Origin of the sequence: Streptomyces regalis (assembly GCF_001509475.1) — a bacterium.
In the GTDB taxonomy this organism is placed as follows: Bacteria; Actinomycetota; Actinomycetes; order Streptomycetales; family Streptomycetaceae; genus Streptomyces; species Streptomyces regalis.
On sequence record NZ_LLZG01000276.1, the window covers coordinates 1 to 21,094 of the forward strand.

A 21,094-nucleotide genomic window follows, 5' to 3' on the forward strand; every position below is an offset into this window, starting at 1 on the left:
CCCTCAACGCGCACAAGTCCGGCACCGTCAAGGGCCTGTCCGCCGAGGTCGGCGCCTCCCTCACCTCCGGCGCACCCATCTGCGAAATCAAGGACTGAGCCTGTCGTACGGCCGTACCCGCCGACGATTCCCTCCCGGCCCGGCAAGCCATTGCACTCGATTCCCACTTCAGTATTGCCGGCCAGTCTACTTTTTCGTGTGCCGTGGCTGATTTCGGAATCAGCGGAGTCGCCATGCGTGAGGGTGAGGTATTTGACGATCTCAAGGCTTCCCGGAACTGAGACGAGAATGCCTTGGAGACCTCTTGGTTCTCTGTAGTGACGGGGAAACCGCAGAAGCACGGTACAGGGAATCTCTGCCATGTCTTCCCGGCCGTGTCCGGTGCAGAGTTTGCAATTCTCTGACGCTCTTCGCACGTGCTCTTTTCCGTCATGTAACTGTCCGGCGGAACATTGCGGAAACCTGAACAGTGAACCCTTGAAGTTCTATTCCCGGGCGAAGAGGCTCATTACATGCTCCAACCCTTTGACGGAACCTCTGAGATGGCCGAGGAGAGGTACATGGACGCCGCAGTAATTGTCGTGGGCGCAGGTCCCGCCGGAATGATGCTGACCGGTGAACTGCGGCTCGCGGGAGTCGATGTCATCGTCCTGGAGCGTCTGGAGGAGCGCACCGGGGAATCCCGTGGCCTGGGTTTCACCGCGCGCACCATGGAGGTCTTCGACCAGCGGGGCATCCTGTCGCGATTCGGCGAGATCGAGACCAGCAACCAGGGGCACTTCGGTGGGCTGCCGATCGACTTCGGCGTTCTGGAAGGTGCGTGGCAGGCCGCCAAGACCGTTCCGCAGTCCGTGACCGAGACGCACCTGGAGGAGTGGGCCACCAGCCTGGGCGCCGACATCCGCCGCGGCCACGAGGTCCTCTCGCTGACCGACGACGGAGCCGGCGTCACCGTCGAGGTTCGTGGCCCCAAGGGTGAACAGACGCTCCGCGCCGACTACCTGGTGGGCTGCGACGGTGGCCGCAGCCTGGTGCGCAAGGCCGCCGGCTTCGACTTCCCGGGCACGGCCGCGACGATGGAAATGTTCCTCGCCGACATCAAGGGTGTCGAACTGCAGCCGCGTATGATCGGCGAGACGCTGCCGGGCGGCATGGTCATGGTCGGCCCGCTGCCCGGCGGAATCACCCGCATCATCGTCTGCGAGCGCGGAACCCCGCCGCAGCGTCGGGAGGCCCCGCCGACCTGGCACGAGGTTGCCGACGCCTGGAAGCGGCTGACCGGCGACGACATATCGCATGCGGAGCCGGTCTGGGTCAGTTCCTTCGGCGACGCCACCCGCCAGGTCACCGAGTACCAACGTGGCCGCGTCATTCTGGCCGGCGACTCGGCTCACATCCACCTGCCGGCGGGCGGCCAGGGGATGAACACCAGCATCCAGGACGCGGTGAACCTCGGCTGGAAGCTCGCCGCCGTCGTCAACGGCACGGCCACGCAGGACCTGCTCGACACCTATCACTGTGAGCGGCACGCGGTCGGCAAGCGGCTCCTGATGAACACCCAGGCCCAGGGCCTGCTGTTCCTGAGCGGCCCCGAGGTGCAGCCGTTGCGTGACGTACTGACCGAGCTCATCGAGTACGACGAGGTTGCCAAGCACCTCGCCGCCATGGTCAGCGGCCTGGAAATCCGCTACGACATCGGCGCCGGTGAGCACCCGCTGCTCGGCAGGCGCATGCCGCACGTGGGGCTGACGACCGCCAAGCGTGCCACGTCCAGCACCGCACTGCTGAACTCCGCCCGCGGCGTGCTGCTCGACCTCACCGACAATCCGCGCCTGCGCGCCCGCGCCGCCGACTGGTCCGACAGGGTCGACATCGTCACCGCCGAACCGGGCGCGGTCTCCGCGGCCAGCGGGCTCGACGGCACCACAGCCGTCCTGATTCGCCCCGACGGCCACGTGGCCTGGGCCGCACCCGGCTCCCATCACGACCTGCCGATGGCGCTGGAGCGCTGGTTCGGCAAGCCCCTGGCCGGCTGAGCGCCCCGCAGCCCGCCGACGCGCACCCAGTCCTTGGACCAGCACATCACTTGGAGGAGCACCGAATGGCCACGCCGCAGGCAACCGTCGAGCGCGTCCAGGCAGGCCCGGCGGAGCAGCGCCGGGACGTCGTACGAGCGGCCCGCGTCGTCTTCGCCCGAGAGGGCTGGACCCACACCACCCTCGAGGCCGTTGCCGCCGAGGCGGGCCGCGAACAGGCGGCCGTCGAGCACTACTTCAGGGACAAGGAGCAACTGCTGCTCTCCGTCCTGCTGGAGAGCTCCGCCTCGGTCGCCGCAGCGCTCACGGTGGTCGCCGAGAGCCACCTCGTCGACGTCACCGACCTCGAGCAGCAACTCACCGACCTGGGCCGTGCCTGGGTGACTCCGCTGGAGACCTTCCCCGAGCACTTCGCGATCGTCCGGCACGTCAGCGCCGAGGCCCCCCGGCTGCCCGCCGATTTCCTGGAGATGTGGCAGACAGCCGGCCCCCGGCAGGCCCAGCGCGAGCTGGCCCGCAGGCTGCAGCGCCTCGCCGATGCGGGCCTGCTCGACATCGTCGACGCCGACCACGCTGCCGGGTGCTTCATCCAGTTGGTCGCCGCCGACCTCGTTCGGCGCTCGTTCCACGGCGCCCTGCCGCTCGCGGACTTCGAGACCGACGCACTGATCGCCGCTGGGGTGGCGGACTTCGTCCGGCTGTTCAGCCCGAGGCCGGTCCGCTGACCCACGAAGAGCACCTCGTCACGGAAAAGAGAGAAGACATGCACAGCACCCTGATCGTGGCCCGGATGGACGTGGAGTCCAGCGCCGAAGTGGCCAAGCTCTTCAGCGAGTTCGACCGGACCGAGATGCCGCATCGCATGGGCACCCGACGCCGCCAGTTGTTCTCGTACAACGGCCTGTACTTCCACCTGCAGGACTTCGACGGCGAGAACGGCGGCGAGCTGATCGAGGAGGCCAAGACGGACCCGCGGTTCGTGCAGATCAGCCAGGACCTCAAGCCGTTCATCGCGGCGTACGACCCCGCGACCTGGCGGTCGCCCGCCGACGCCATGGCCACCCGCTTCTACAACTGGACGGCCGCTCAGTGAAGCCGTCTTCCGCCGACACGATGGGAGGTCACCGCTCATGGGCCGCCGGGTAGTAATCACGGGAGTGGGAGTGCTCGCGCCGGGCGGTATCGGCGCCAAGAGCTTCTGGAGTCTGCTGAGCGAAGGACGCACGGCGACCCGGAGGATCACCTTCTTCGACCCCTCCTCCTTCCGTTCCAGAGTCGCGGCCGAGGCCGACTTCGACCCCCACCTGCACGGGCTGACTCCGCAGGAGATCCGTCGCATGGACCGCGCCGCCCAGTTCGCGGTGGTCACCGCCCGTGAGGCCCTTGCCGACAGCGGGCTCGAACTCGCCGGCTTCGACCCGCACCGCACCGGTGTCACCATCGGTAGCGCGGTTGGCGCGACCACCGGGCTCGACGACGAGTACCGCGTGGTCAGTGACGGGGGCGCACTTGACCTGGTCGACCACACCTACGCGCCGCAGCACCTGTACAACTACTTCGTGCCCAGCTCCTTCTCGGCCGAGGTGGCCTGGGCGGTCGGTGCCGAAGGCCCGGCCACGGTGGTCTCCACCGGCTGCACCTCCGGTCTCGACTCGGTCGGCCACGCCGTCGAGCTGATTCGCGAGGGCACCGCCGACGTGATGATCGCCGGCGCGACGGACGCCCCGATCTCGCCGATCACCATGGCGTGCTTCGACGCGATCAAGGCCACCACGCCGCGCAACGACGATCCCGAGCACGCCTCCCGGCCCTTCGACGGCACCCGCAACGGCTTCGTGCTCGGCGAGGGCAGCGCCGTCTTTGTCCTCGAAGAGCTGGCGAGCGCGCAGCGGCGCGGGGCGCACATCTACGCCGAGATCGCCGGCTACGCCTCGCGCTGCAACGCCTTTCACATGACAGGTCTGCGCCCCGACGGTCGCGAGATGTCCGAGGCCATCAACGTCGCCCTCGGCGAGGCCCGGATGAACGGTGATCAGATCGACTACATCAACGCGCACGGCTCCGGCACCAAGCAGAACGACCGGCACGAGACCGCCGCGTTCAAGCTCAGCCTCGGCGACCACGCGTACCGCACCCCGGTGAGTTCCATCAAGTCGATGGTGGGCCACTCGCTCGGCGCCATCGGCTCGATCGAGATCGCCGCGTCCGTACTCGCGATGGAGCACGACATGGTGCCGCCCACCGCGAACCTGCACACCCCGGACCCGGAGTGCGATCTGGACTACGTGCCGCTCACCGCGCGTGAGCAGCGTACCGACGCGGTCCTGACGGTCGGCAGCGGATTCGGCGGATTCCAGAGCGCGATGGTGCTGGCCCGACCCGAGAGGAGCGTGGCATGAGTGTCAAGACCGTCATCACCGGTATCGGCGTCGCGACGGCCAACGGGCTCGGCGTGGACGAGTTCTGGGCCGCCACCAGGGTCGGCAAGAACGCCATCGGCCGGGTCACCCGCTTCGACGCGTCGTCCTACCCCGCGCGGCTGGCCGGCGAAGTCCGTGGCTTCGAGGTCTCGGAACACCTGCCCAGCCGGCTGATCCCGCAGACAGACCGGATGACCCAGCTCGCCCTGGTCGCCGCCGACTGCGCCTTCGAGGACGCGGGTGTCGAGCCCGGCAACATCCCGGAGTTCGACATGGGCGTCGTCACCGCATCCACCTCGGGCGGTTTCGAGTTCGGCCAGAACGAGCTCAAGAAGCTGTGGAGCCAGGGCAGCCAGTACGTCAGCGCGTACCAGTCCTTCGCCTGGTTCTACGCCGTCAACAGCGGCCAGATCTCCATCCGCAACGGTATGAAGGGCCCTAGTGGCGTGGTCGTCAGCGACCACGCGGGCGGCCTCGACGCCATTGCCCAGGCGCGGCGTCAGATCCGCAAGGGCAGCAAGCTGATCTTCTCCGGCGGCTTCGACGCCTCGATCTGTCCCTGGGGCTGGGTCGCCCAGGTCGCCGGCGGCCGGCTCTCCACCAGCGACGAGCCCGACCGCGCCTATCTGCCCTTCGACGCGGCCGCGAACGGCTATGTGCCCGGCGAGGGCGGTGCGCTGCTCATCCTCGAGGACATCCGGACCGCCCGCGAGCGGGGCGCCGAGAACATCTACGGGGAGGTCGCCGGCTATGGCGCGACCTTCGACCCGAAGCCCGGCAGCGGCCGTGAGCCGGGGCTGCGCCGCGCCATCGCGGTGGCGCTCGCCGACGCGGGAGTGGAGGCCGGTGAAGTCGACGTGGTCTTCGCCGACGCCGCCGGCTCCCCGGACCTGGACCGCCAGGAGGCCGACGCGATCACTGCGGTGTTCGGGCCGTCCGGGGTCCCGGTCACCGCGCCCAAGACGATGATCGGCCGCCTCTATTCCGGCGCCGCGCCGGTCGACGTGGTCTCCGCGGTCCTGGCCATCCGCGAGGGCCTGATCCCGCCCACCACCAATGTCGAGTTGTCGCCCGAGTACGACCTCGACCTGGTGACGGGCCAGCCGCGGACCGCGTCGGTGCGCACCGCCCTGGTGCTCGCCCGCGGCGTCGGTGGCTTCAACTCCGCCGTCGTCGTCCGCGCCACCGGCTGACCCGTCGTCCGTCCCCGCCGCCCAGCCACTTCCCGGGCGGCGGGTACCTCACCGCTCCGCACCCACGCAGCCGGTGCGGAAATCGAGAAAGGGACCCACATGTCCGAGCAGGAATTCACCATCACGGACCTCACGCGCATTCTGCTTGAGGGCGCCGGCGCCGGCGAGGGGATCGACCTCGGCGGCGACATCCTCGACACCGACTTCGAGGAGTTGGGCTACGAGTCCCTCGCCCTTCTGGAGACCGGTGGCCGAATAGAGCGCGAGTACGGCATATCGCTCGACGACGACATCTTCACCGACCACCGCACGCCGCGGGCCCTGGTGGCAGCGATCAACGGCTATCTCAAGGAGCTCGTCGCCCCCTGACGTACAGGGCCTGCGGGCCTGCCCGCAGGCGCTGTACGAACCCGTCGTCACGCCCCGCCGCGCCGGGCTTCGGCGCGGCGGGCGCGTATGCCAAGCCTCTTTTTGCCTATGGAGAACAGACACATGTCGCAGCAGGACAAGAGGGTCGCCCTCGTCACGGGTGGCACCAGCGGAATCGGGCTCGCCGTCGCTCGGCTTCTGGCCCGCCAGAACCACCGGGTGTTCATCGGCGCGCGCAGTGCCGACAACGTCGCCGAGACCGTCAAGCAGCTCCGGGACGAGGGACTCGACGTTGACGGCACCACCCTCGACGTCCGCTCCACGGACGACGCCCGCGCCTTCGTGCAGGCCGCGCTCGACCGCTTCGGCACCGTCGACGTGCTGGTCAACAACGCCGGACGCAGCGGTGGCGGGGTCACCGCCGACATCACCGACGGGCTGTGGGACGACGTCATCGACACCAACCTCAACAGTGTCTTCCGGTTGACCCGCGAGGTGCTCACCACCGGCGGACTGCGCGCCAAGGACCGCGGCCGCATCATCAACATCGCCTCCACCGCCGGCAAGCAGGGTGTCGTCCTCGGCGCCCCCTACTCGGCCTCCAAGCACGGCGTCGTCGGCTTCACCAAGGCCCTCGGCAACGAACTGGCCCCGACCGGCATCACCGTGAACGCCGTATGCCCCGGCTATGTCGAGACGCCCATGGCGCAACGGGTCCGCCAGGGCTACGCAGCCGCGTACGACGCCACCGAGGAGGCGATCCTCGAGAAGTTCCAGTCGAAGATTCCGCTCGGCCGCTACTCGACCCCCGAGGAAGTGGCGGGTCTCGTCGGCTATCTCGCATCCGACACCGCCGCCTCCATCACCTCGCAGGCCCTCAACGTCTGCGGTGGCCTCGGCAACTTCTGAGCCGAACAGGGCCGAACACGTACGCCCCGTCCGGCCCACCCGAACCCGATCCCCGAAACCGAGGAGCAACAGCATGTCCCAGCCCGGCCTGCGTGAGGTGGAGCACGAGATCACGGTCTCTGCTCCGGCCGCCGCCGTGTACCGGCTGATCGCCGAGGTGCGGAACTGGCCGCGGATCTTCCCGCCGACCATCTACGTCGAACGCGAGGCGCAGGGCGAGGGCGCCGAGCGCATCCGCATCTGGGCCACCGCCAACGGCGAGGCCAAGAACTGGACTTCGCGCCGCACCCTGGACCCGGAGCAGCTGCGGATCACCTTCCGCCAGGAGGTCTCCGCACCCCCGGTCGCCGCCATGGGCGGCACATGGATCATCGAGCCCGTCTCCGGGGGCGAGTCCCGGGTCCGGCTCCTGCACGACTACCGGGCCATCGACGACGATCCGAAGAGCCTGGAGTGGATCGACGAGGCCGTCGACCGCAACTCCCGCTCCGAGCTGGCCGCGCTGAAGAACAACGTCGAGGCCGCGCACGCCGCCGAGGACCTGACGTTCTCGTTCGAGGACACGGTCCAGGTCAACGGCTCGGCCAAGGACGTCTTCGACTTCATCAACGAGGCGCAGGCCTGGCCCGACCGTCTGCCGCACGTGTCCACCGTCCGCTTCGAGGAGTCCACCCCGGGCCTGCAGGAGCTGGAGATGGACACCCGCGCCAAGGATGGCTCGGTACACACCACCAAGTCGTACCGAGTGACCTTCCCGCACGAGAAGATCGCCTACAAGCAGGTGACCCTGCCGGCGCTGATGACGCTGCACACCGGCTACTGGACATTCGCCGAGAACGACGCGGGCGTCGCTGCTTCCTCCCAGCACACGGTCACCATCAACACCGCCAACATCGCCAGGATCCTCGGCCCGGACGCGACCGTGGAGCACGCCAAGGAGTACGTCAGGAACGCCCTGTCCACCAACAGCCGCGCCACCCTGGGCCACGCCAAGGACTACGCGGAAGCGCGGGCCTGACCATGACCGGGGACTACACCGACACCCAGGTGGTCGTGGTCGGCGCGGGCCCGGTCGGGCTGTTCCTCGCGGGTGAGCTCCGGCTCGCCGGCGCGGACGTGGTGGTCCTCGAGCAGCTCACCGCGCCGACCACCGAGTCGCGGGCCTCCACGCTGCACGCCCGCACCATGGAGATCCTCGACAGCCGTGGCCTGCTCACGCCGCTCGGCGACATACCGAACGAGCCGATGGGCCACTTCGGGGGAACTCCGCTCGACCTCACACTTCCCAGCCCCTACCCGGGCCAGTGGAAGGTCCCGCAGACCCGCATCGAGGAGCTGCTCGGACAGTGGGCGAACGACCTGGGCGCGGACATCAGGCGCGGTCACGAAGTGACCGGCCTGACCGTGACCGGGGACTACGCCGAGGCCGAAGTGCGCACCGCGGAGGGGGCAACGGCGTTCTTGCGCGCCAAGTGCGTCATCGGCTGTGACGGCGAGAACAGCGTCGTGCGCCGCCTGGGAGGCTTCGGTTTCCCCGGCGCCGACGCGGAACGCGAACTCATGCGCGCCGACGTGGCGGGCATCGACATCCCGAACCGCCGCTTCGAGCGGCTCGACGGCGGACTCGCCATCGCCGCCCGGCGCCCCGACGGAGTGACCCGGGTGATGGTGCACGAGTTCGGAGCCCGACCCCGAGCGGAGCAGCCCCGGTTCGCGGACATCGTCGACACCTGGAAGCGCGTCACCGGGGAGGACATCAGCGGTGGCACCCCGCTGTGGGTGAACTCCTTCGGTGACGCCTCCCGGCAGGCGGACCGCTACCGTGACTACCGGCTCTTCCTTGCCGGAGACGCGGCCCACCAGCAGATGCCGATCGGCGGCCAGGCCCTCAACCTCGGTCTGCAGGACGCCGTCAACCTTGGCTGGAAGCTGGCCGCGCAGGTGGCCGGGCGGGGCCCGGACGGCCTGCTGGACAGCTACCACAGCGAACGGCACGCCGTCGGCCGGGAGATCCTCAGCAACATCAGGACCCAGGCGCTGCTGCTGCTCGGCCCGGCCGCCGTCGAGCCGGTCCGGCAGGTCTTCGCCGAAGTGGCCCGTGAAAGCGAGAACGTACGGACCCATCTGGCCGGAGTGATCTCCGGCCTCGACATCCGCTACGAGGTGGGGCCGGGCGAACACCCCTTGCTCGGTCGCCGGTTGCCGCACTGGCAGCTCACCACCGATGAGGGAGCCGTCACCAGCACGGCGACGCTGCGCTCCGGGCGCGGCGTCCTGCTCCTGCTGCCGGGTGACGAAGCCCGGCGCGAGGAGCTGCGCGCGGCCGCCGCACCCTGGGCCGGGCTGGTGGGCACGGTGACCGCCGACTCGTACTCCGGCGCCGAGGCACCGCTCACCGGCGCCCTCCTGGTGCGCCCGGACGGATACATCGTCTGGGCCGACACCCCGGACACGGACCTGAAGCAGGCGCTGAAGCGCTGGTTCGGCGCGCCGCCCGCGACGTCCCGCCCCAGCCCGGCGACGCCGGTGCCGGCCACAGCAAGGGTGAACAACAACTCGTCGGCCACAGCGACGGCGAAGAAGTGGAGAACAGACATGAACAGGCTCACGGGCAGGACCGCGCTGGTCACGGGCTCCAGCCGGGGCATGGGCCGGTCGGCCGCCATACGCCTCGCACGGGAGGGCGCGCTCGTCGCCGTCCACTACACCGCCCGCAAGGACGCGGCCGACGAGGTCGTCACCGAGATCGAGAACGACGGCGGCCGAGCCTTCACCGTCCGTGCCGAACTCGGCGTCCCGGGCGATGTACACGAACTCTTCCTCGGCCTGGAGAGCGGCCTGCGGGAGCGCACCGGCTCCACCGACCTGGACATTCTGGTCAACAACGCCGGTGTAATGGGCGGCGTCAAGCCCGAGGACACCACCCCGGAGAAGTTCGACGAGCTCTTCGCGGTCAACGCCAAGGCGCCGTTCTTCCTCATCCAGCGCGCGCTGAAGAACATGCCCGACGGCGGCCGCATCATCAACATCACCTCTGGGCTCACCCGGTTCGCGAACCCGGACGAGATCGCGTACGCCATGACCAAGGGCGCCGTCGACCAGCTCGCACTGCACTTCGCGAAGTACCTCGGCCCGCGGAACATCACCATCAACTCCGTGGCCCCCGGCATCACCCGCAACGGCAACCCTGTCTTCGACATCCCCGAGGCGGTGGAGCAGATGGCACGGCTGTCCGCCTTCAACCGAGTCGGAGAGCCGGAGGACGTCGCCGATGTGGTGGCCTTCCTCGCCACCGACGAGGCTCGCTGGATCACCGGCTCCTTCGTCGACGCCACGGGCGGCACGCTGCTCGGCTGAACGGCCCGCTCCGGACGGTCGGCGTGCACCACCCCCGGCAGCGCCGATCAGCCGGCCGCGGACGTCGCCGCCCGCGGCCGGCCACCCCACTCGCTCCTCAGCTCTCCCTCCACCCAACCCCTACGCCGAGACGGGACCATGACGCCTTCGACGACGCCCCGCGGCACGGGGTCGGCCCCGGCCAATGTGCCCTGGAGCCCCGCCCTCTGGGGGCTGCTGCTCGTGCTCGCCGGCAATATGCTCATCGACGCCCTTGAAGTGTCCGTGGCCCTGGTGGCACTGCCTGCCATCGGCGCCGATCTGGACCTCGCGGCATCCCAACTGCACTGGGTGGTCTCCGGGTTCGCCGTCGGATTCGGCGGTCTGCTGCTCTTCGGCGGCCGCGCGGTGAAGCTCCTGGGCCGCAGACCCGTCTATCTGGCGGCGCTGCTCGTGTTCTCCGCCGCGTCCCTCGTGGGCGCGCTCGCCGACAGTGCGGCCCTGCTCGTCGCCACCCGTTTCGTCAAGGGATTCTGCGCGGCGCTCACCGCACCCACCGGGCTCGCCATCATCGCGTCCACGTTCCCCGAAGGGCCGGCACGCAGTCGCGCACTGTCCGTCTACTCGCTGTTCGGCGCCAGTGGGTTCTCCGCGGGACTGCTTCTGTCCGGAGCGCTGACCGAGGTGAGCTGGCGCTGGACCTTCGCCGCTCCGGCCCCGGTGGCCCTGGTGCTCTTTGTCGCCGGACTCCGGCTGATCCCACGCGACCGACCCGACCCCGGTATCCCACGGCGCTACGACGTCGCGGGCGCCCTCAGCCTCACCGGCGCGATGCTGGCGCTGGTGTACACGATCGCCTCCGGGCCGGGCGGCGACTGGGACCATCCGCGCACCATCGGTGCCTTCGTGCTCGCCGCGTTGCTCACGGCCCTCTTCCTCCGCGTCGAACTCACCGTGGAGCAGCCCCTGTTGCGCCTGGAGCTGTTCGCCCACGGGGCGCTGATGCGCTCCGCACTGGGCGCCGGCGCGCTCAACGGCTCGTATCTGGGACTACTTCTGGTCGGCACCCTGCACCTCCAGCAAAGGGCCGGATGGAGCCCCTTGGAGACCGGCCTCGCCTTCCTCCCGGCCGCCGCGCCGCTCGCCCTCACGGCACTCTGGTCGGGCCGGATCGTGGCCCGGTTCGGCGCCGCCCGGCTGATTGCGGCGGGCGCCCTGGCCGCACCGCTCGGCTATCTGCTGTACCCACGCGGCGGCTCGGCCGCCGTGCACTACACCACCGACGTCCTGCCCACCATGCTGCTCGTCGGCGCCGCGTTCGTCCTCGCCTTCACCGCCTTCCACGTACAGGCCACCGGCGCGGTACCGGACGGCCGGCAGGAGGCGGCCGGAGGGCTGTACCAGACCGCCGTCCAGCTGGGGGCGGCTCTCATGACCGCGCTCTGTGCCGCCCTTTACCCGGTGGGCACCGGAGCGGTGCTCCGGCTGATCACGACCGTCGGCCTGTTCGGCCTGGCCGTCGCCCTCTTCGGGCTCGTACCGCGAAAGGCGGCGCAACCAGGCGCCCCCACCACCCCGGATGAAAGGAAACCCCATGTCGAATGAGCCTCTGCGGCTCGCGGTCATCGTCAGCAGCATGCGCGAAGGCCGGTTCGGTCCCGTGGTCGGCGAGTGGTTCGCCGGGCAAGCCAGGGAACGCGGGGACCTGACGGTCGATGTCATCGACCTGGCGGACCACGAGCTGCCGGCCGCCCTCTCGCACAACCCGTCGCCGGAGGTCGCCGAAGCGCTGTCCAAGGTGTCGCCCCGCTTGGCGGAGGCCGACGCGTTCGTGGTGGTGACGCCGGAGTACAACCGCAGCTTCCCGGCCTCGCTCAAGCACCTCATCGACTGGCACTACACCCAGTGGCGCGCCAAGCCGGTCGGTTTCGTCTCCTACGGCGGCCTGTCCGGCGGCCTGCGTGCGGTGGAGCAGCTGCGACCCGTCTACGCCGAGATGCACGCGGTCACCGTCCGCGACGTCGTCAGTTTCCACACCGCGTGGGAGCGGTTCGGCGAGGACGGCAACCCGGTGGACGAGACGGGCCCGGCCGGCGCCGCCAAGGTGCTGCTCGACCAACTCGCCTGGTGGGGCACGGTGCTGCGGGAGGGCCGCACCAAGCGCCCGTACCAGGCCTGACGGCGGATCTGACAGGACACCGGGCCGGAGATGTGGGTGACACGTGCCGCGCGTCTCCGGCCCCCGGACTTGGGAAAGACCATGACAGCGAACCGTACGGTGCGGGCTGCCCGCCCCTGCACGGCCGCAGGCCAGGTGACCGTGCCCGACCGGGCCGCCCTGGCCACGGCCGGCCGCGCCGAGCGCACTCGGATGCTCGACGGCTACGTACGCCAGGAGCTCGGCTGGGTCCTTGGCATCGCCCCGCACCTGGTGGACACCACGGGGCGCCCGATGAGCAGCCTGGGCATCGGGTCCATAGCAGGGCTCGAACTGCAGCACCGCATGGAGGCGGCGTTGCACGTCGAGCTGAATCTGCAGATGCTGCTGCTCGCCAACAGCGCGGCCGAGCTGGTCGACTGCCTGGCCGGGCAGCTCGGACCACGCGAGGAGGCCGCGCACCGGCACGTCCCGGCGGACTCGGCATGACGAGCACCATCGCGCAGGGCACCCACCCCGTAGCGGACCCGTCCGGCAGCCTCGCGGGGGAGTACACCGTCGCCCTGGGCCGGCTCGACCTGTGGCTGGTGCGCCCTCCCGAGGAGCGCGCCGCCGGGCTGGACTGCTCGGAACTCGACGAGGGCGAGCGGCGCAGAGCCGCCTCGTTCATCCGCCCGGCCGACGGACTGCTCTACGCGGCCGCCCACGTTGCGTTGCGTCGGCTGCTCGGCCGCTACACCGGTATCGCGCCGCAGGACGTACGGTTCGTCCGCGAGCCGTGCCCCGGCTGCGGCGGGGCACACGGCCGCCCCGCAGTGGCGGCCGCGCCGCTGCACTTCTCCCTCTCGCACAGCAGCGGGGTCGCCCTGGTGGGCGTGGCGGCGGTGCCGCTCGGCGTCGACGTGGAGCGGCTGCCGCGCCCAGAGGCGGTCGAGGTGTGCACTCCGGCGCTGCACCCGGACGAGCAGGCCGAGCTGGCTGCCGCAGGCGACGCGCAGCGCGGGCCGCTCTTCGGCCGGATCTGGACCCGCAAGGAGGCCTTCCTCAAGGGCATTGGCACCGGCCTGAGCCGCTCCCCGGCCGAGGACTACCTCGGCGTGGACACCACCCGGCACCCGTCCGGCTGGACGGTGGTCGACGTTCCCTGCGACGACACCCACGCGGCCGCGGTCGCGGTGCGGGGGGCCGCCCCCCTCTCGGTCAACGTCCGTCGGCTGGCGCAGGAGTGGCTCGGCGCGGGCGGCGGTACCTGTGCGGACCCCACCGACCAGGGCGCCGCCGATCCCCCCCCGACCACCCCTGACATCCCAGGTGAGCGCTCTCCCGAGCCGTTCACCACGGCTCTCGCCTGCTGACCGATGACAAGGACGTGATCAGGATGACCCGCACCGCTTTCGTCTTCCCCGGCCCGGGGACCCAGCACGTGGACGGTCTGATCCGCCGGATCCTGCCGGACGCCCGCGTCCACGCCACCGGCACCGTCCGCCAACTCGCGCTGACCGCCGACGCATTGACTCCCTCGGTCATCGCCGGCTGAGGCCCGGAACCCGGACCCGCCTTGGCGGCCGTAGCCGTCCGACCACCGACCCACGAGAGAGTGGCCACCACCATGCCCGCACCAGACGACACGATCCGGACCCGCATCGACGAACTCGCCGAGATCAAGGAATCGGCTCGCAGTGGCGACGAGGCCGCCACCGAGCGCCAGCACGCCAAGGGCAAGCTGACCGCGCACGAGCGGATCCAACTGCTCCTCGACAAGGGATCTTTCAACGAGGTGGAGCCGCTGCGCCGGCACCGTGCCAGCGGCTTCGGCCTGGAACACAAAAAGCCCTACAGCGACGGCGTGATCACCGGTTGGGGCTCCGTCCACGGCCGTACGGTCTTTGTCTACGCCCATGACTTCCGGATCTTCGGAGGTGCCCTCGGAGAGGCCCACGCTCAGAAGATCCACAAGATCCAGGACCTGGCCGAGGCGGCCGGCGCCCCCCTCGTCAGCCTCAACGACGGCGCGGGCGCCCGGATTCAGGAGGGTGTCACGGCCCTCGCCGGCTACGGCGGTATCTTCCGGCGCAACACCAAGGCGTCCGGCGTCATCCCGCAGATCAGTGTCATGCTCGGCCCCTGCGCGGGCGGTGCCGCCTACAGCCCCGCTCTGACGGACTTCGTGTTCATGGTCCGCGACACCTCGCAGATGTTCATCACCGGTCCCGACGTCGTGAAGGCCGTCACCGGTGAGGAGATCAGCCAGAACGGCCTTGGTGGCGCGGACGTCCACGCGGCCACCTCGGGCGTCTCGCACTTCGTGTACGACGACGAGGAGCAGTGCATCGAGGACGTGCGCTATCTGCTCTCGCTGCTGCCCGCCAACAACCGTGAGCTGTCGCCGGTCGAGCGCTCCGCCGACCCGGCCGACCGGCTCAACGACTCCCTGCTCGACCTGGTCCCGGCCGGTTCGGGACAGGCGTACGACATCCGCAAGGTCATCGAGGAAGTCGTCGACGACGGCGACTACTTCGAGGTGCACCCGGCCTGGGCCACCAACCTCGTGTGCGCGTTGACCCGCCTGGACGGCCATGTCGTCGGCATCGTCGCCAACCAGCCCGCCTCGATGGCCGGCGTCCTGGACATCAAGGCTTCGGAGAAAGGCGCCCGCTTCGTCCAGTTCTGCGATGCCTTCAACATCCCGCTGGTCACCCTGGTCGACGTGCCCGGCTTCCTGCCGGGCGTGGACCAGGAGCACGACGGCATCATCCGGCGCGGTGCCAAGCTTCTGTACGCGTACTGCAATGCCACCGTGCCGCGCATCTCCCTGGTCCTGCGCAAGGCCTACGGCGGCGCCTACATCGTGATGGACTCCCGCTCCATCGGTGCCGACCTCGCCCTTGCCTGGCCCACCAACGAGATCGCGGTCATGGGCGCGGAGGGCGCGGCCAACGTCGTCTTCCGCCGCGAGATCAACGCCGCGGAGAACCCGGAGGCTGTACGTCAGCAGCGCATCGCGGAGTACAAGGACGAGCTCATGCACCCCTATTACGCGGCCGAGCGCGGCCTGATCGACGACGTCATCGACCCGAGCGAGACCCGCTCGGTGCTGATCCGCTCGCTGGAGATGCTCCGCGCCAAGCACGCCGATCTGCCGTCGCGCAAGCACGGCAACCCGCCACAGTGACGAAAGGCCCAGCCATGAGTGACCCCCACGCCCCGTCCTCGGCGTTCTTCCGGATCGAGAAGGGCAACCCCGACGCGGCGGAACTGGCCGCGCTCACCGCGGTACTCCTGGCGCGCGGAGCGGCCGACGCGGAGGCACCGGTCGAGCGGCCGCGGGTCGCCGCAGGCTGGTCCGGCCCCGCGAGGCCCGCTGCGCACCACCTGCCGCGCAGCTGGCGCACCGCCGCCTAGACCGCACGCATGTCAAGTGTCGGACACGGTCTTCAACTCCTCGTCAACTCAATTGCCTCCCGCAGTGAGGCTGAAGAGGGTTGTTTCCAGTGCCCGGTGCACGGGCTCCGACAGGCCGATGTGAGCCCGTCACAGGCCATTCCCTGCGTTTGCGAGAGAGATTTCCCATGACTGAGAACCCCATCAAGCTCGCCGTGCTCGTCGGGAGTGTGCGTGACGCCCGTTTCGGCCCGACGGTGGCCAACTGGTTCGTCCAACAGGCCGAGCGGCACCAGAGCGTGAGCGTGGACCTGGTGGACCTGGCGGATTTCCCGCTACCGCTGCAGATGCCGGACTTCGGCCGGCGGCCCGCCCCCGAGGTCCACGCGACCCGCGAGCGCCTCGGCGCCCGCCTCGCGGCGGCGGACGCCTTCGCCGTGGTGACGCCCGAGTACAACCACACCTTCTCTCCGTCGCTGAGCAACACCATCAACTGGTATCTGGACGAGTGGACCGCCAAGCCGGTCGGACTCATCTCGTACGGGGGAGTGGGCGGCGGACTGCGCGCCGCCGAGCACCTGCGGCAGGTGTTCGCCGAGGTGCATGCCACCACCGTGCGCGACACGCTCAGCTTCCACAATGCCTGGACGCAGTTCGGCACCGCCGACGAGCCGGTGAGTCCGGAGGGCAGCGAAGCGGCCGCCAAGTCCCTGCTCGACCAGCTGACGTGGTGGGGGAACGCCCTGCGTGCGGCCCGCGCCGCACACCCGTACAAGCGCTGACGTACCGCTTCCGATGACCGCAAGCGAGGAAACGCCATGACGGCACCCGTGACCGAGACCGCCGGACCCGAATTCACAGAACAGCTGAGGAACTTGGTCGACCGGACCGAGATTTCGGAGCTCGTCGACCGCTACACCATTCTCCTGGACACCCAGGACGAGAGCGACGTCGACCCGGACTGGCCCCGGCGGATCTTCACCGAGGACTGCCGGCTCACCTACCCGATAGGCGGGCACACCGGATGGGCCGGCCTGGCGGAATTCCACCGCGAGGCGAAGCAGAAGTTCACCGCGACCCATCACCTCAGCGGGAACCACGCCATCGTGCTCGACGGCGACCGGGCGGACGTGCGGTTCCACATGGTGGCCACCCACGTCCACCGACCCGAGACGCGCCGGGCCGCGCGGACGGATCCCGGGCCGCTGTTCTCCATCGGCGGCCACTACGCGGGTGAGGCCGTGCGAACCGACGACGGCTGGCGCTTCAGCAACTGGTCGTTCCAGGTCGTGTGGACCGCAGGGGTGGGCCCTGCGGAACTGCCATGACCGACACAGCAGCGCAGGAACGGGAGTCCTCGAACATGTCACCCCTGTCCGGACAGGCCCTCAGACACTGCCACCACCTGCTGAACATTCTTCACTCCACGGTGTACTTCAGCCCCGACTTCGACAGGGAACTGTCGGGCCGAGGGCTGGACGACCCGATGGGTCGCTACCTGGCCGGCCGGTCCGCAGCCCTCGGCCGGGTCGGCCCGGGTGTGGTCACGGCCACCTTCTACAGCTTCCAGCACGGAATGGTCGCCCGGCACCTCCCGGCCGTATGGCATCGCGTCTCCCCCGAGGAGGCGCTGGCCGCCAGGCTGCGGGCGGCCGACAACACGCTGCGACGGGTCCTGGGCGAGGAAGCCGTCAGCTCCCGAGCTATGAGGGACGCGGCCGGACTGGCTCTGCGCGCGGCCGAGGCGGGCATCCGTCCCGGACGTCCGCTCTACGCGGCCCATGCCGACCAGCCCGTGCCGCGGGAACCGCATCTGGCGCTGTGGTATGCCGCCACCCTGTTGCGCGAGCACCGGGGGGACAGCCATGTCGCCGCACTCGGTGCCGCGGGGCTGGATGGCCTGGAGGCCCTGGTGTCGCACAGCGCCGGCGACGACGGCATGCCCCGCGAGGTCGTGATGACCAAGCGCGGCTGGACGGCCGAGGACTGGTCGGCGGCCGAGGACCGGCTGCGCGAGCGCGGGCTGATGACCGCGGACGGTTCTCTCACCGAGGAGGGGCGCCGGATGCGCCTCGCACTCGAGGACGACACGGACCGCAGGGACCGCGCGCCCTATCAGCACCTCGGTGAGCAGGAGGTCGCCGAACTCACCGCGTTGACAGCCGACTTCGTCCGCGCCGCCGGCACATCGGGCGCCTTTCCCGCCGAGCTGGAGGGCTTTTTCCTGGGGGCGGTCGACAAGACGGAACTCCGGAGCTGACGTGCGTATTGCCGAGCTGGACATACCTGGGGCGTTCCTCATGGCACCCCAGCACATCCGTGACACACGTGGATCTTTCTACGAGGCGCTGCGAGTGGACGATCTGGAAAAGGAGCTCGGACGCGCCTTCACCCCCAAACAGATCAACTACTCGGTCTCGCACCGCAATACCCTGCGCGGAATTCACAGTGTGACCAGTCCCCCCGGTCAGGCGAAGATCGTCTCAAGTGTGCGGGGGGTTCTCAAAGACGTTCTCGTCGACTTGCGCATCGGTTCCCCGACCTATGGCAGACACGTCAGCAACGTCCTGGACGCCGAGGCCGGCGTGTCGGTATTCGTGCCCGAAGGCGTCGGGCACGGTTTCCTCACCCTCACCGACGACGCCTGTATCTGTTACGTCCTCTCCACCGCGCACGTCCCTGGCACCCAGGTCGACATCAATCCGCTCGACCCCGAACTCGAACTGCCCTGGGGGTTCACGGAGCCGCCGCTGATGTCCGACAAGGACGCCTCCGCGCCGACCGCTGCCGAGGCGCTGAGGGCCGGGCTCCTCACCCCGTGGTCAGGGGAGCTCCAGGCATAGGCCCGGACGCACCGGACGCCGGACACCGCGTCGCTGGGTGTCCGGCGCCGGGAGGCTTCAGGAGGCGGGGCCGGTCAGCTGGTTGTGCAGCACATAGGCCTTGCCGCCCAGGCCGCGCACTCCACCGAGGCCCTGCAGCGTGGCGAAGGCCTGGTTGGACAACTCGCTTTCGAGGAAGGCCCGATGGGCGTCCGCCGAGGTCCATTCGGCGTAGTTGAGGACATGTACTCCGTCGGTGCTCAGATGGAAGTGCATCGCCTTCAGCCCTGGGAACGACTCGCCCAACGGCCCGTCGAGGAGTGCGTCCACCGCCTGCCGCTGCCGCTCGGGGCCGTCCACGTCGAATACCGGAGTGACGACGCAGACGGCTTCCTCCGTTCCCCCTGATGTGTTGCTCCGATAGCGACGGAACACCTGGGGGCGCAGGCGTCCGACGTCCGCCTGAGTCTCCACACCGGGGATCGGCAGCGGCGGATGGGCCTTGGAGAACTCGTCGAAAGACGATTCGTCGGCCCACTGGGAAACGGTCATCACGTGTTCGCCGTCGATGCTTTCGAAACAGCTCAGTGAACGGAATTCAGCGGGCAGACGAAGCGTTGACCAGTGTGCCATGATGCTTTCCACGGCCGCCTTCTGACGGTCCCGGTCGCCGACGAATCGGCGGCTCACGAGCACGATTTCCGCGTCGGGCCGGTCCATGCGGGGCAACGGGGCACTGCTCATAGCCATGGTGACTCTCCCGTAATTGTTGACTGCTGGGCGTGTGGCAACCCCATCGTTGATGTCACGGGCCCGCCCTCCAATGCGTTTTTTCGGACATTTGAAGCAAGCTGACCAAGCTCTGTAGTGGGAACTATTGAGACCGGTCGGTGTCCTCCGTGATGGTTGATTCGAGAGCTCGGCATCAAAGCGAGGGAGAAAGATGGGTACGTCCGTCATCGTTGTAGGCGCCGGTCCGGCCGGACTGATGCTGGCCGGAGAGCTTCGCCTGGCGGGCGCCGACGTCGTCCTCGTGGACCGTCTCGACGGCCCGACCAGCGAATCCCGCGGCATGGGTTTCACCGCACGAACCATGGAGATGTTCCGCCAGCGCGGACTGCTCCACCGTTTTGGCGAAGTGATCACCCCCATCGCCGGCCACTTCGGCAGCCTGCCGCTGGATTTCACCCCGGAGAACGGCCTCCACGCCAGTGTTTCCGGGATACCGCAGCGATTTACCGAACAGGTACTGCGTGACTGGGTCGCGTGCCTCGGCGTCACGGTGGCGTACGGCCGTGAACTGACCGCACTGACAGATCACGGTGACGCTGTCGAGGCTGAGATCACGGGCCCGCACGGCACCGAACGCCTGCGCGCCGCCTACCTGGTGGGGTGCGACGGTGGCCGTTCCACCGTGCGCCGCCTCGGCGGATTCAACTTCCCGGGCCAGGACGCCACCGTGGAACTGCTCCTGGCCGACATCAGCGGTCCGGCCATCAGCCCCCGCTTCACCGGCGAGCGTTCGCCCGCCGGTATCGTGCTCGCCGCACCCCTGGGCCCGGACGTCAACCGCATCGTCATCCGACTCCACGGCGCCCGCCCCCAGCACCGCACCGAACCGGTGGGGTTCGCCGAAGTCGCCGTCGCCTGGAAGCAGTTGACCGGCGAGGACATCAGCGGTGCCACCGCGCAGTGGGTCAGCTCCTTCACCGACGCCGCACGCCTCGTGGACACCTACCGGCGCGGGCGCGTCCTGCTGGCGGGCGACGCCGCCCACATCCATCTGCCCGCCGGCGGACAGGGCATGAACGTGTCCCTCCAGGACAGCTTCAACCTGGGCTGGAAGCTGGGTGCCGTGGTCACGGGACGTGCCCCCGAGGCCCTGCTGGACACCTATCACGAGGAACGCCACCCGGTGGGCCAGACCCTGATCACCAACACCCTCGCCCAGGGCATGCTCTTCTTCGGCGGGGCCGAGACCCAGCCGTTGCGCGATGTGATGACCTGTCTGATCGGTTTCGACGAGCCCAACCGCTTCCTCATCGGGCAGGCAAGCGGCCTCGACATTCGCTACGACGTCGGCACCGGCGCCCACCCGGCCCTCGGCCTGCGGATGCCGGACTTGGACGTGGTCACGAGCGCGTTCCCCGGCACCGGGACTCCTGTCTCCCAGCTGCTGAGGCCGGCGCGCGGTGTCCTCCTCGACCTCGCCGACGACGCCGAGCTGCGCAGCGTCGCCGCACCCTGGGGCGACCGCGTCGACGTGACCACCGGCGCCTTCCACAACCTGCCCTCCTACGAACCGTTCGCCGGGACCGACGCGGTGCTGCTGCGCCCCGACGGTCATGTCGCCTGGACCTCCCCGGGCGCGGACGACGGATTGGAGACCGCGCTGAACCGCTGGTTTGGCACCCCCCACCGATGACGCGGGGTGACCCGTGTCGCGCCGACTCCTCACCAACCAACGGAG

22 protein-coding genes are annotated in these 21,094 nt (G+C 69.5%); 21 read left to right on the top strand and 1 reads right to left on the bottom strand.

Annotation, left to right across the window (positions count from 1 at the left end; all coding sequences use genetic code 11):
• Nucleotides 1–560 precede the first annotated feature (560 nt).
• The 20 genes from ADL12_RS25520 to ADL12_RS25610 all read left to right on the top strand — a co-directional run bounded on the left by ADL12_RS25520 (nucleotide 561) and on the right by ADL12_RS25610 (nucleotide 18,645).
• Nucleotides 561–2,036 carry an FAD-dependent monooxygenase gene (locus ADL12_RS25520; RefSeq protein ID WP_062705588.1) on the top strand — a complete coding sequence of 492 codons (1,476 nt, stop codon included), beginning with the start codon at nucleotides 561–563 and terminating at the stop codon, nucleotides 2,034–2,036.
• A gap of 65 nt (nucleotides 2,037–2,101) precedes the next feature.
• On the top strand, nucleotides 2,102–2,761 hold the full coding sequence (locus ADL12_RS25525; RefSeq protein ID WP_062705529.1) for a TetR/AcrR family transcriptional regulator: 660 nt from the start codon (nucleotides 2,102–2,104) through the stop codon (nucleotides 2,759–2,761).
• 38 nt (nucleotides 2,762–2,799) lie between these two features.
• Complete coding sequence (locus tag ADL12_RS25530) at nucleotides 2,800–3,129, top strand: TcmI family type II polyketide cyclase (protein WP_062705531.1); 330 nt, start codon at nucleotides 2,800–2,802, stop codon at nucleotides 3,127–3,129.
• 37 nt (nucleotides 3,130–3,166) lie between these two features.
• A complete protein-coding gene (locus ADL12_RS25535) occupies nucleotides 3,167–4,435 on the top strand; it encodes a beta-ketoacyl-[acyl-carrier-protein] synthase family protein (RefSeq protein WP_062705533.1) in 1,269 nt (422 codons plus the stop codon).
• Entirely contained in the window at nucleotides 4,432–5,649 is a 1,218-nt protein-coding gene (locus tag ADL12_RS25540; protein WP_062705535.1) for a ketosynthase chain-length factor, read from the top strand. Before ADL12_RS25535 ends, ADL12_RS25540 begins: the two co-directional genes overlap by 4 nt.
• Before the next feature lie 99 nt (nucleotides 5,650–5,748).
• A complete protein-coding gene (locus tag ADL12_RS25545; RefSeq protein WP_062705537.1) occupies nucleotides 5,749–6,018 on the top strand; it encodes an acyl carrier protein in 270 nt (89 codons plus the stop codon).
• 123 nt (nucleotides 6,019–6,141) lie between these two features.
• Nucleotides 6,142–6,927: a 3-oxoacyl-ACP reductase FabG gene (fabG, locus tag ADL12_RS25550; protein ID WP_062705539.1), complete on the top strand. Its 786-nt coding sequence runs from the start codon at nucleotides 6,142–6,144 to the stop codon at nucleotides 6,925–6,927.
• A gap of 73 nt (nucleotides 6,928–7,000) precedes the next feature.
• Nucleotides 7,001–7,945: an aromatase/cyclase gene (locus tag ADL12_RS25555; RefSeq protein WP_062705541.1), complete on the top strand. Its 945-nt coding sequence runs from the start codon at nucleotides 7,001–7,003 to the stop codon at nucleotides 7,943–7,945.
• 2 nt (nucleotides 7,946–7,947) lie between these two features.
• Nucleotides 7,948–10,284, top strand: a complete 2,337-nt coding sequence (locus ADL12_RS25560; RefSeq protein ID WP_062705543.1) for an SDR family oxidoreductase — start codon at nucleotides 7,948–7,950, stop codon at nucleotides 10,282–10,284.
• Nucleotides 10,285–10,422: 138 nt separating this feature from the next.
• The gene (locus tag ADL12_RS25565; RefSeq protein WP_062705545.1) at nucleotides 10,423–11,868 is read left to right on the top strand and encodes an MFS transporter; all 1,446 of its coding nucleotides are present in this window, start codon (nucleotides 10,423–10,425) and stop codon (nucleotides 11,866–11,868) included.
• Entirely contained in the window at nucleotides 11,858–12,442 is a 585-nt protein-coding gene (locus ADL12_RS25570; RefSeq protein ID WP_062705547.1) for an NADPH-dependent FMN reductase, read from the top strand. The genes ADL12_RS25565 and ADL12_RS25570 overlap by 11 nt, the downstream gene beginning before the upstream one ends.
• Before the next feature lie 81 nt (nucleotides 12,443–12,523).
• The gene (locus tag ADL12_RS25575) at nucleotides 12,524–12,910 is read left to right on the top strand and encodes an acyl carrier protein (RefSeq protein WP_062705549.1); all 387 of its coding nucleotides are present in this window, start codon (nucleotides 12,524–12,526) and stop codon (nucleotides 12,908–12,910) included.
• Entirely contained in the window at nucleotides 12,907–13,776 is an 870-nt protein-coding gene (locus ADL12_RS25580) for a 4'-phosphopantetheinyl transferase family protein (protein WP_063806735.1), read from the top strand. Before ADL12_RS25575 ends, ADL12_RS25580 begins: the two co-directional genes overlap by 4 nt.
• Nucleotides 13,777–13,799: 23 nt before the next feature.
• On the top strand, nucleotides 13,800–13,958 hold the full coding sequence (locus ADL12_RS54250; protein WP_159053302.1) for a hypothetical protein: 159 nt from the start codon (nucleotides 13,800–13,802) through the stop codon (nucleotides 13,956–13,958).
• Nucleotides 13,959–14,030: 72 nt separating this feature from the next.
• The gene (locus tag ADL12_RS25585) at nucleotides 14,031–15,593 is read left to right on the top strand and encodes an acyl-CoA carboxylase subunit beta (protein ID WP_062705590.1); all 1,563 of its coding nucleotides are present in this window, start codon (nucleotides 14,031–14,033) and stop codon (nucleotides 15,591–15,593) included.
• Nucleotides 15,594–15,607: 14 nt separating this feature from the next.
• The gene (locus ADL12_RS25590; protein ID WP_062705551.1) at nucleotides 15,608–15,823 is read left to right on the top strand and encodes an acyl-CoA carboxylase epsilon subunit; all 216 of its coding nucleotides are present in this window, start codon (nucleotides 15,608–15,610) and stop codon (nucleotides 15,821–15,823) included.
• A 167-nt stretch (nucleotides 15,824–15,990) separates the two neighbouring features.
• Complete coding sequence (locus ADL12_RS25595) at nucleotides 15,991–16,584, top strand: NADPH-dependent FMN reductase (RefSeq protein WP_062705553.1); 594 nt, start codon at nucleotides 15,991–15,993, stop codon at nucleotides 16,582–16,584.
• 36 nt (nucleotides 16,585–16,620) lie between these two features.
• The gene (locus ADL12_RS25600) at nucleotides 16,621–17,130 is read left to right on the top strand and encodes a nuclear transport factor 2 family protein (RefSeq protein ID WP_062705555.1); all 510 of its coding nucleotides are present in this window, start codon (nucleotides 16,621–16,623) and stop codon (nucleotides 17,128–17,130) included.
• A gap of 35 nt (nucleotides 17,131–17,165) precedes the next feature.
• Complete coding sequence (locus ADL12_RS25605) at nucleotides 17,166–18,062, top strand: SCO6745 family protein (protein WP_062705592.1); 897 nt, start codon at nucleotides 17,166–17,168, stop codon at nucleotides 18,060–18,062.
• Nucleotide 18,063: 1 nt separating this feature from the next.
• Entirely contained in the window at nucleotides 18,064–18,645 is a 582-nt protein-coding gene (locus ADL12_RS25610) for a dTDP-4-dehydrorhamnose 3,5-epimerase family protein (RefSeq protein ID WP_079052276.1), read from the top strand.
• A gap of 57 nt (nucleotides 18,646–18,702) precedes the next feature.
• Here the strand turns inward: ADL12_RS25610 and ADL12_RS25615 are convergent, their stop codons facing one another.
• Nucleotides 18,703–19,344 (bottom strand): antibiotic biosynthesis monooxygenase, encoded by a 642-nt coding sequence (locus ADL12_RS25615; protein WP_062705558.1) that lies wholly within the window; start codon nucleotides 19,342–19,344, stop codon nucleotides 18,703–18,705.
• Between the two features lie 223 nt (nucleotides 19,345–19,567).
• On the opposite strand from ADL12_RS25615, the gene ADL12_RS25620 reads away from it, so the two are divergent.
• Nucleotides 19,568–21,049: an FAD-dependent monooxygenase gene (locus ADL12_RS25620; protein WP_062705560.1), complete on the top strand. Its 1,482-nt coding sequence runs from the start codon at nucleotides 19,568–19,570 to the stop codon at nucleotides 21,047–21,049.
• Nucleotides 21,050–21,094: the final 45 nt, after the last annotated feature.

Coding starts and splice junctions, on each gene's coding strand:
- ADL12_RS25555 (WP_062705541.1), top strand. CDS start 7,001: ATGTCCCAGCCCGGCCTGCGTGAGGTGGAGCACGAGATCACGGTCTCT.
- ADL12_RS25565 (WP_062705545.1), top strand. CDS start 10,423: ATGACGCCTTCGACGACGCCCCGCGGCACGGGGTCGGCCCCGGCCAAT.
- ADL12_RS25595 (WP_062705553.1), top strand. CDS start 15,991: ATGACTGAGAACCCCATCAAGCTCGCCGTGCTCGTCGGGAGTGTGCGT.
- ADL12_RS25615 (WP_062705558.1), bottom strand. CDS start 19,344: ATGGACCGGCCCGACGCGGAAATCGTGCTCGTGAGCCGCCGATTCGTC.
- ADL12_RS25520 (WP_062705588.1), top strand. CDS start 561: ATGGACGCCGCAGTAATTGTCGTGGGCGCAGGTCCCGCCGGAATGATG.
- ADL12_RS25570 (WP_062705547.1), top strand. CDS start 11,858: ATGTCGAATGAGCCTCTGCGGCTCGCGGTCATCGTCAGCAGCATGCGC.
- ADL12_RS25560 (WP_062705543.1), top strand. CDS start 7,948: ATGACCGGGGACTACACCGACACCCAGGTGGTCGTGGTCGGCGCGGGC.
- fabG (WP_062705539.1), top strand. CDS start 6,142: ATGTCGCAGCAGGACAAGAGGGTCGCCCTCGTCACGGGTGGCACCAGC.
- ADL12_RS25620 (WP_062705560.1), top strand. CDS start 19,568: ATGGGTACGTCCGTCATCGTTGTAGGCGCCGGTCCGGCCGGACTGATG.
- ADL12_RS25590 (WP_062705551.1), top strand. CDS start 15,608: ATGAGTGACCCCCACGCCCCGTCCTCGGCGTTCTTCCGGATCGAGAAG.
- ADL12_RS25535 (WP_062705533.1), top strand. CDS start 3,167: ATGGGCCGCCGGGTAGTAATCACGGGAGTGGGAGTGCTCGCGCCGGGC.
- ADL12_RS25540 (WP_062705535.1), top strand. CDS start 4,432: ATGAGTGTCAAGACCGTCATCACCGGTATCGGCGTCGCGACGGCCAAC.
- ADL12_RS25545 (WP_062705537.1), top strand. CDS start 5,749: ATGTCCGAGCAGGAATTCACCATCACGGACCTCACGCGCATTCTGCTT.
- ADL12_RS54250 (WP_159053302.1), top strand. CDS start 13,800: ATGACCCGCACCGCTTTCGTCTTCCCCGGCCCGGGGACCCAGCACGTG.
- ADL12_RS25585 (WP_062705590.1), top strand. CDS start 14,031: ATGCCCGCACCAGACGACACGATCCGGACCCGCATCGACGAACTCGCC.
- ADL12_RS25600 (WP_062705555.1), top strand. CDS start 16,621: ATGACGGCACCCGTGACCGAGACCGCCGGACCCGAATTCACAGAACAG.
- ADL12_RS25525 (WP_062705529.1), top strand. CDS start 2,102: ATGGCCACGCCGCAGGCAACCGTCGAGCGCGTCCAGGCAGGCCCGGCG.
- ADL12_RS25575 (WP_062705549.1), top strand. CDS start 12,524: ATGACAGCGAACCGTACGGTGCGGGCTGCCCGCCCCTGCACGGCCGCA.
- ADL12_RS25530 (WP_062705531.1), top strand. CDS start 2,800: ATGCACAGCACCCTGATCGTGGCCCGGATGGACGTGGAGTCCAGCGCC.
- ADL12_RS25580 (WP_063806735.1), top strand. CDS start 12,907: ATGACGAGCACCATCGCGCAGGGCACCCACCCCGTAGCGGACCCGTCC.
- ADL12_RS25605 (WP_062705592.1), top strand. CDS start 17,166: ATGTCACCCCTGTCCGGACAGGCCCTCAGACACTGCCACCACCTGCTG.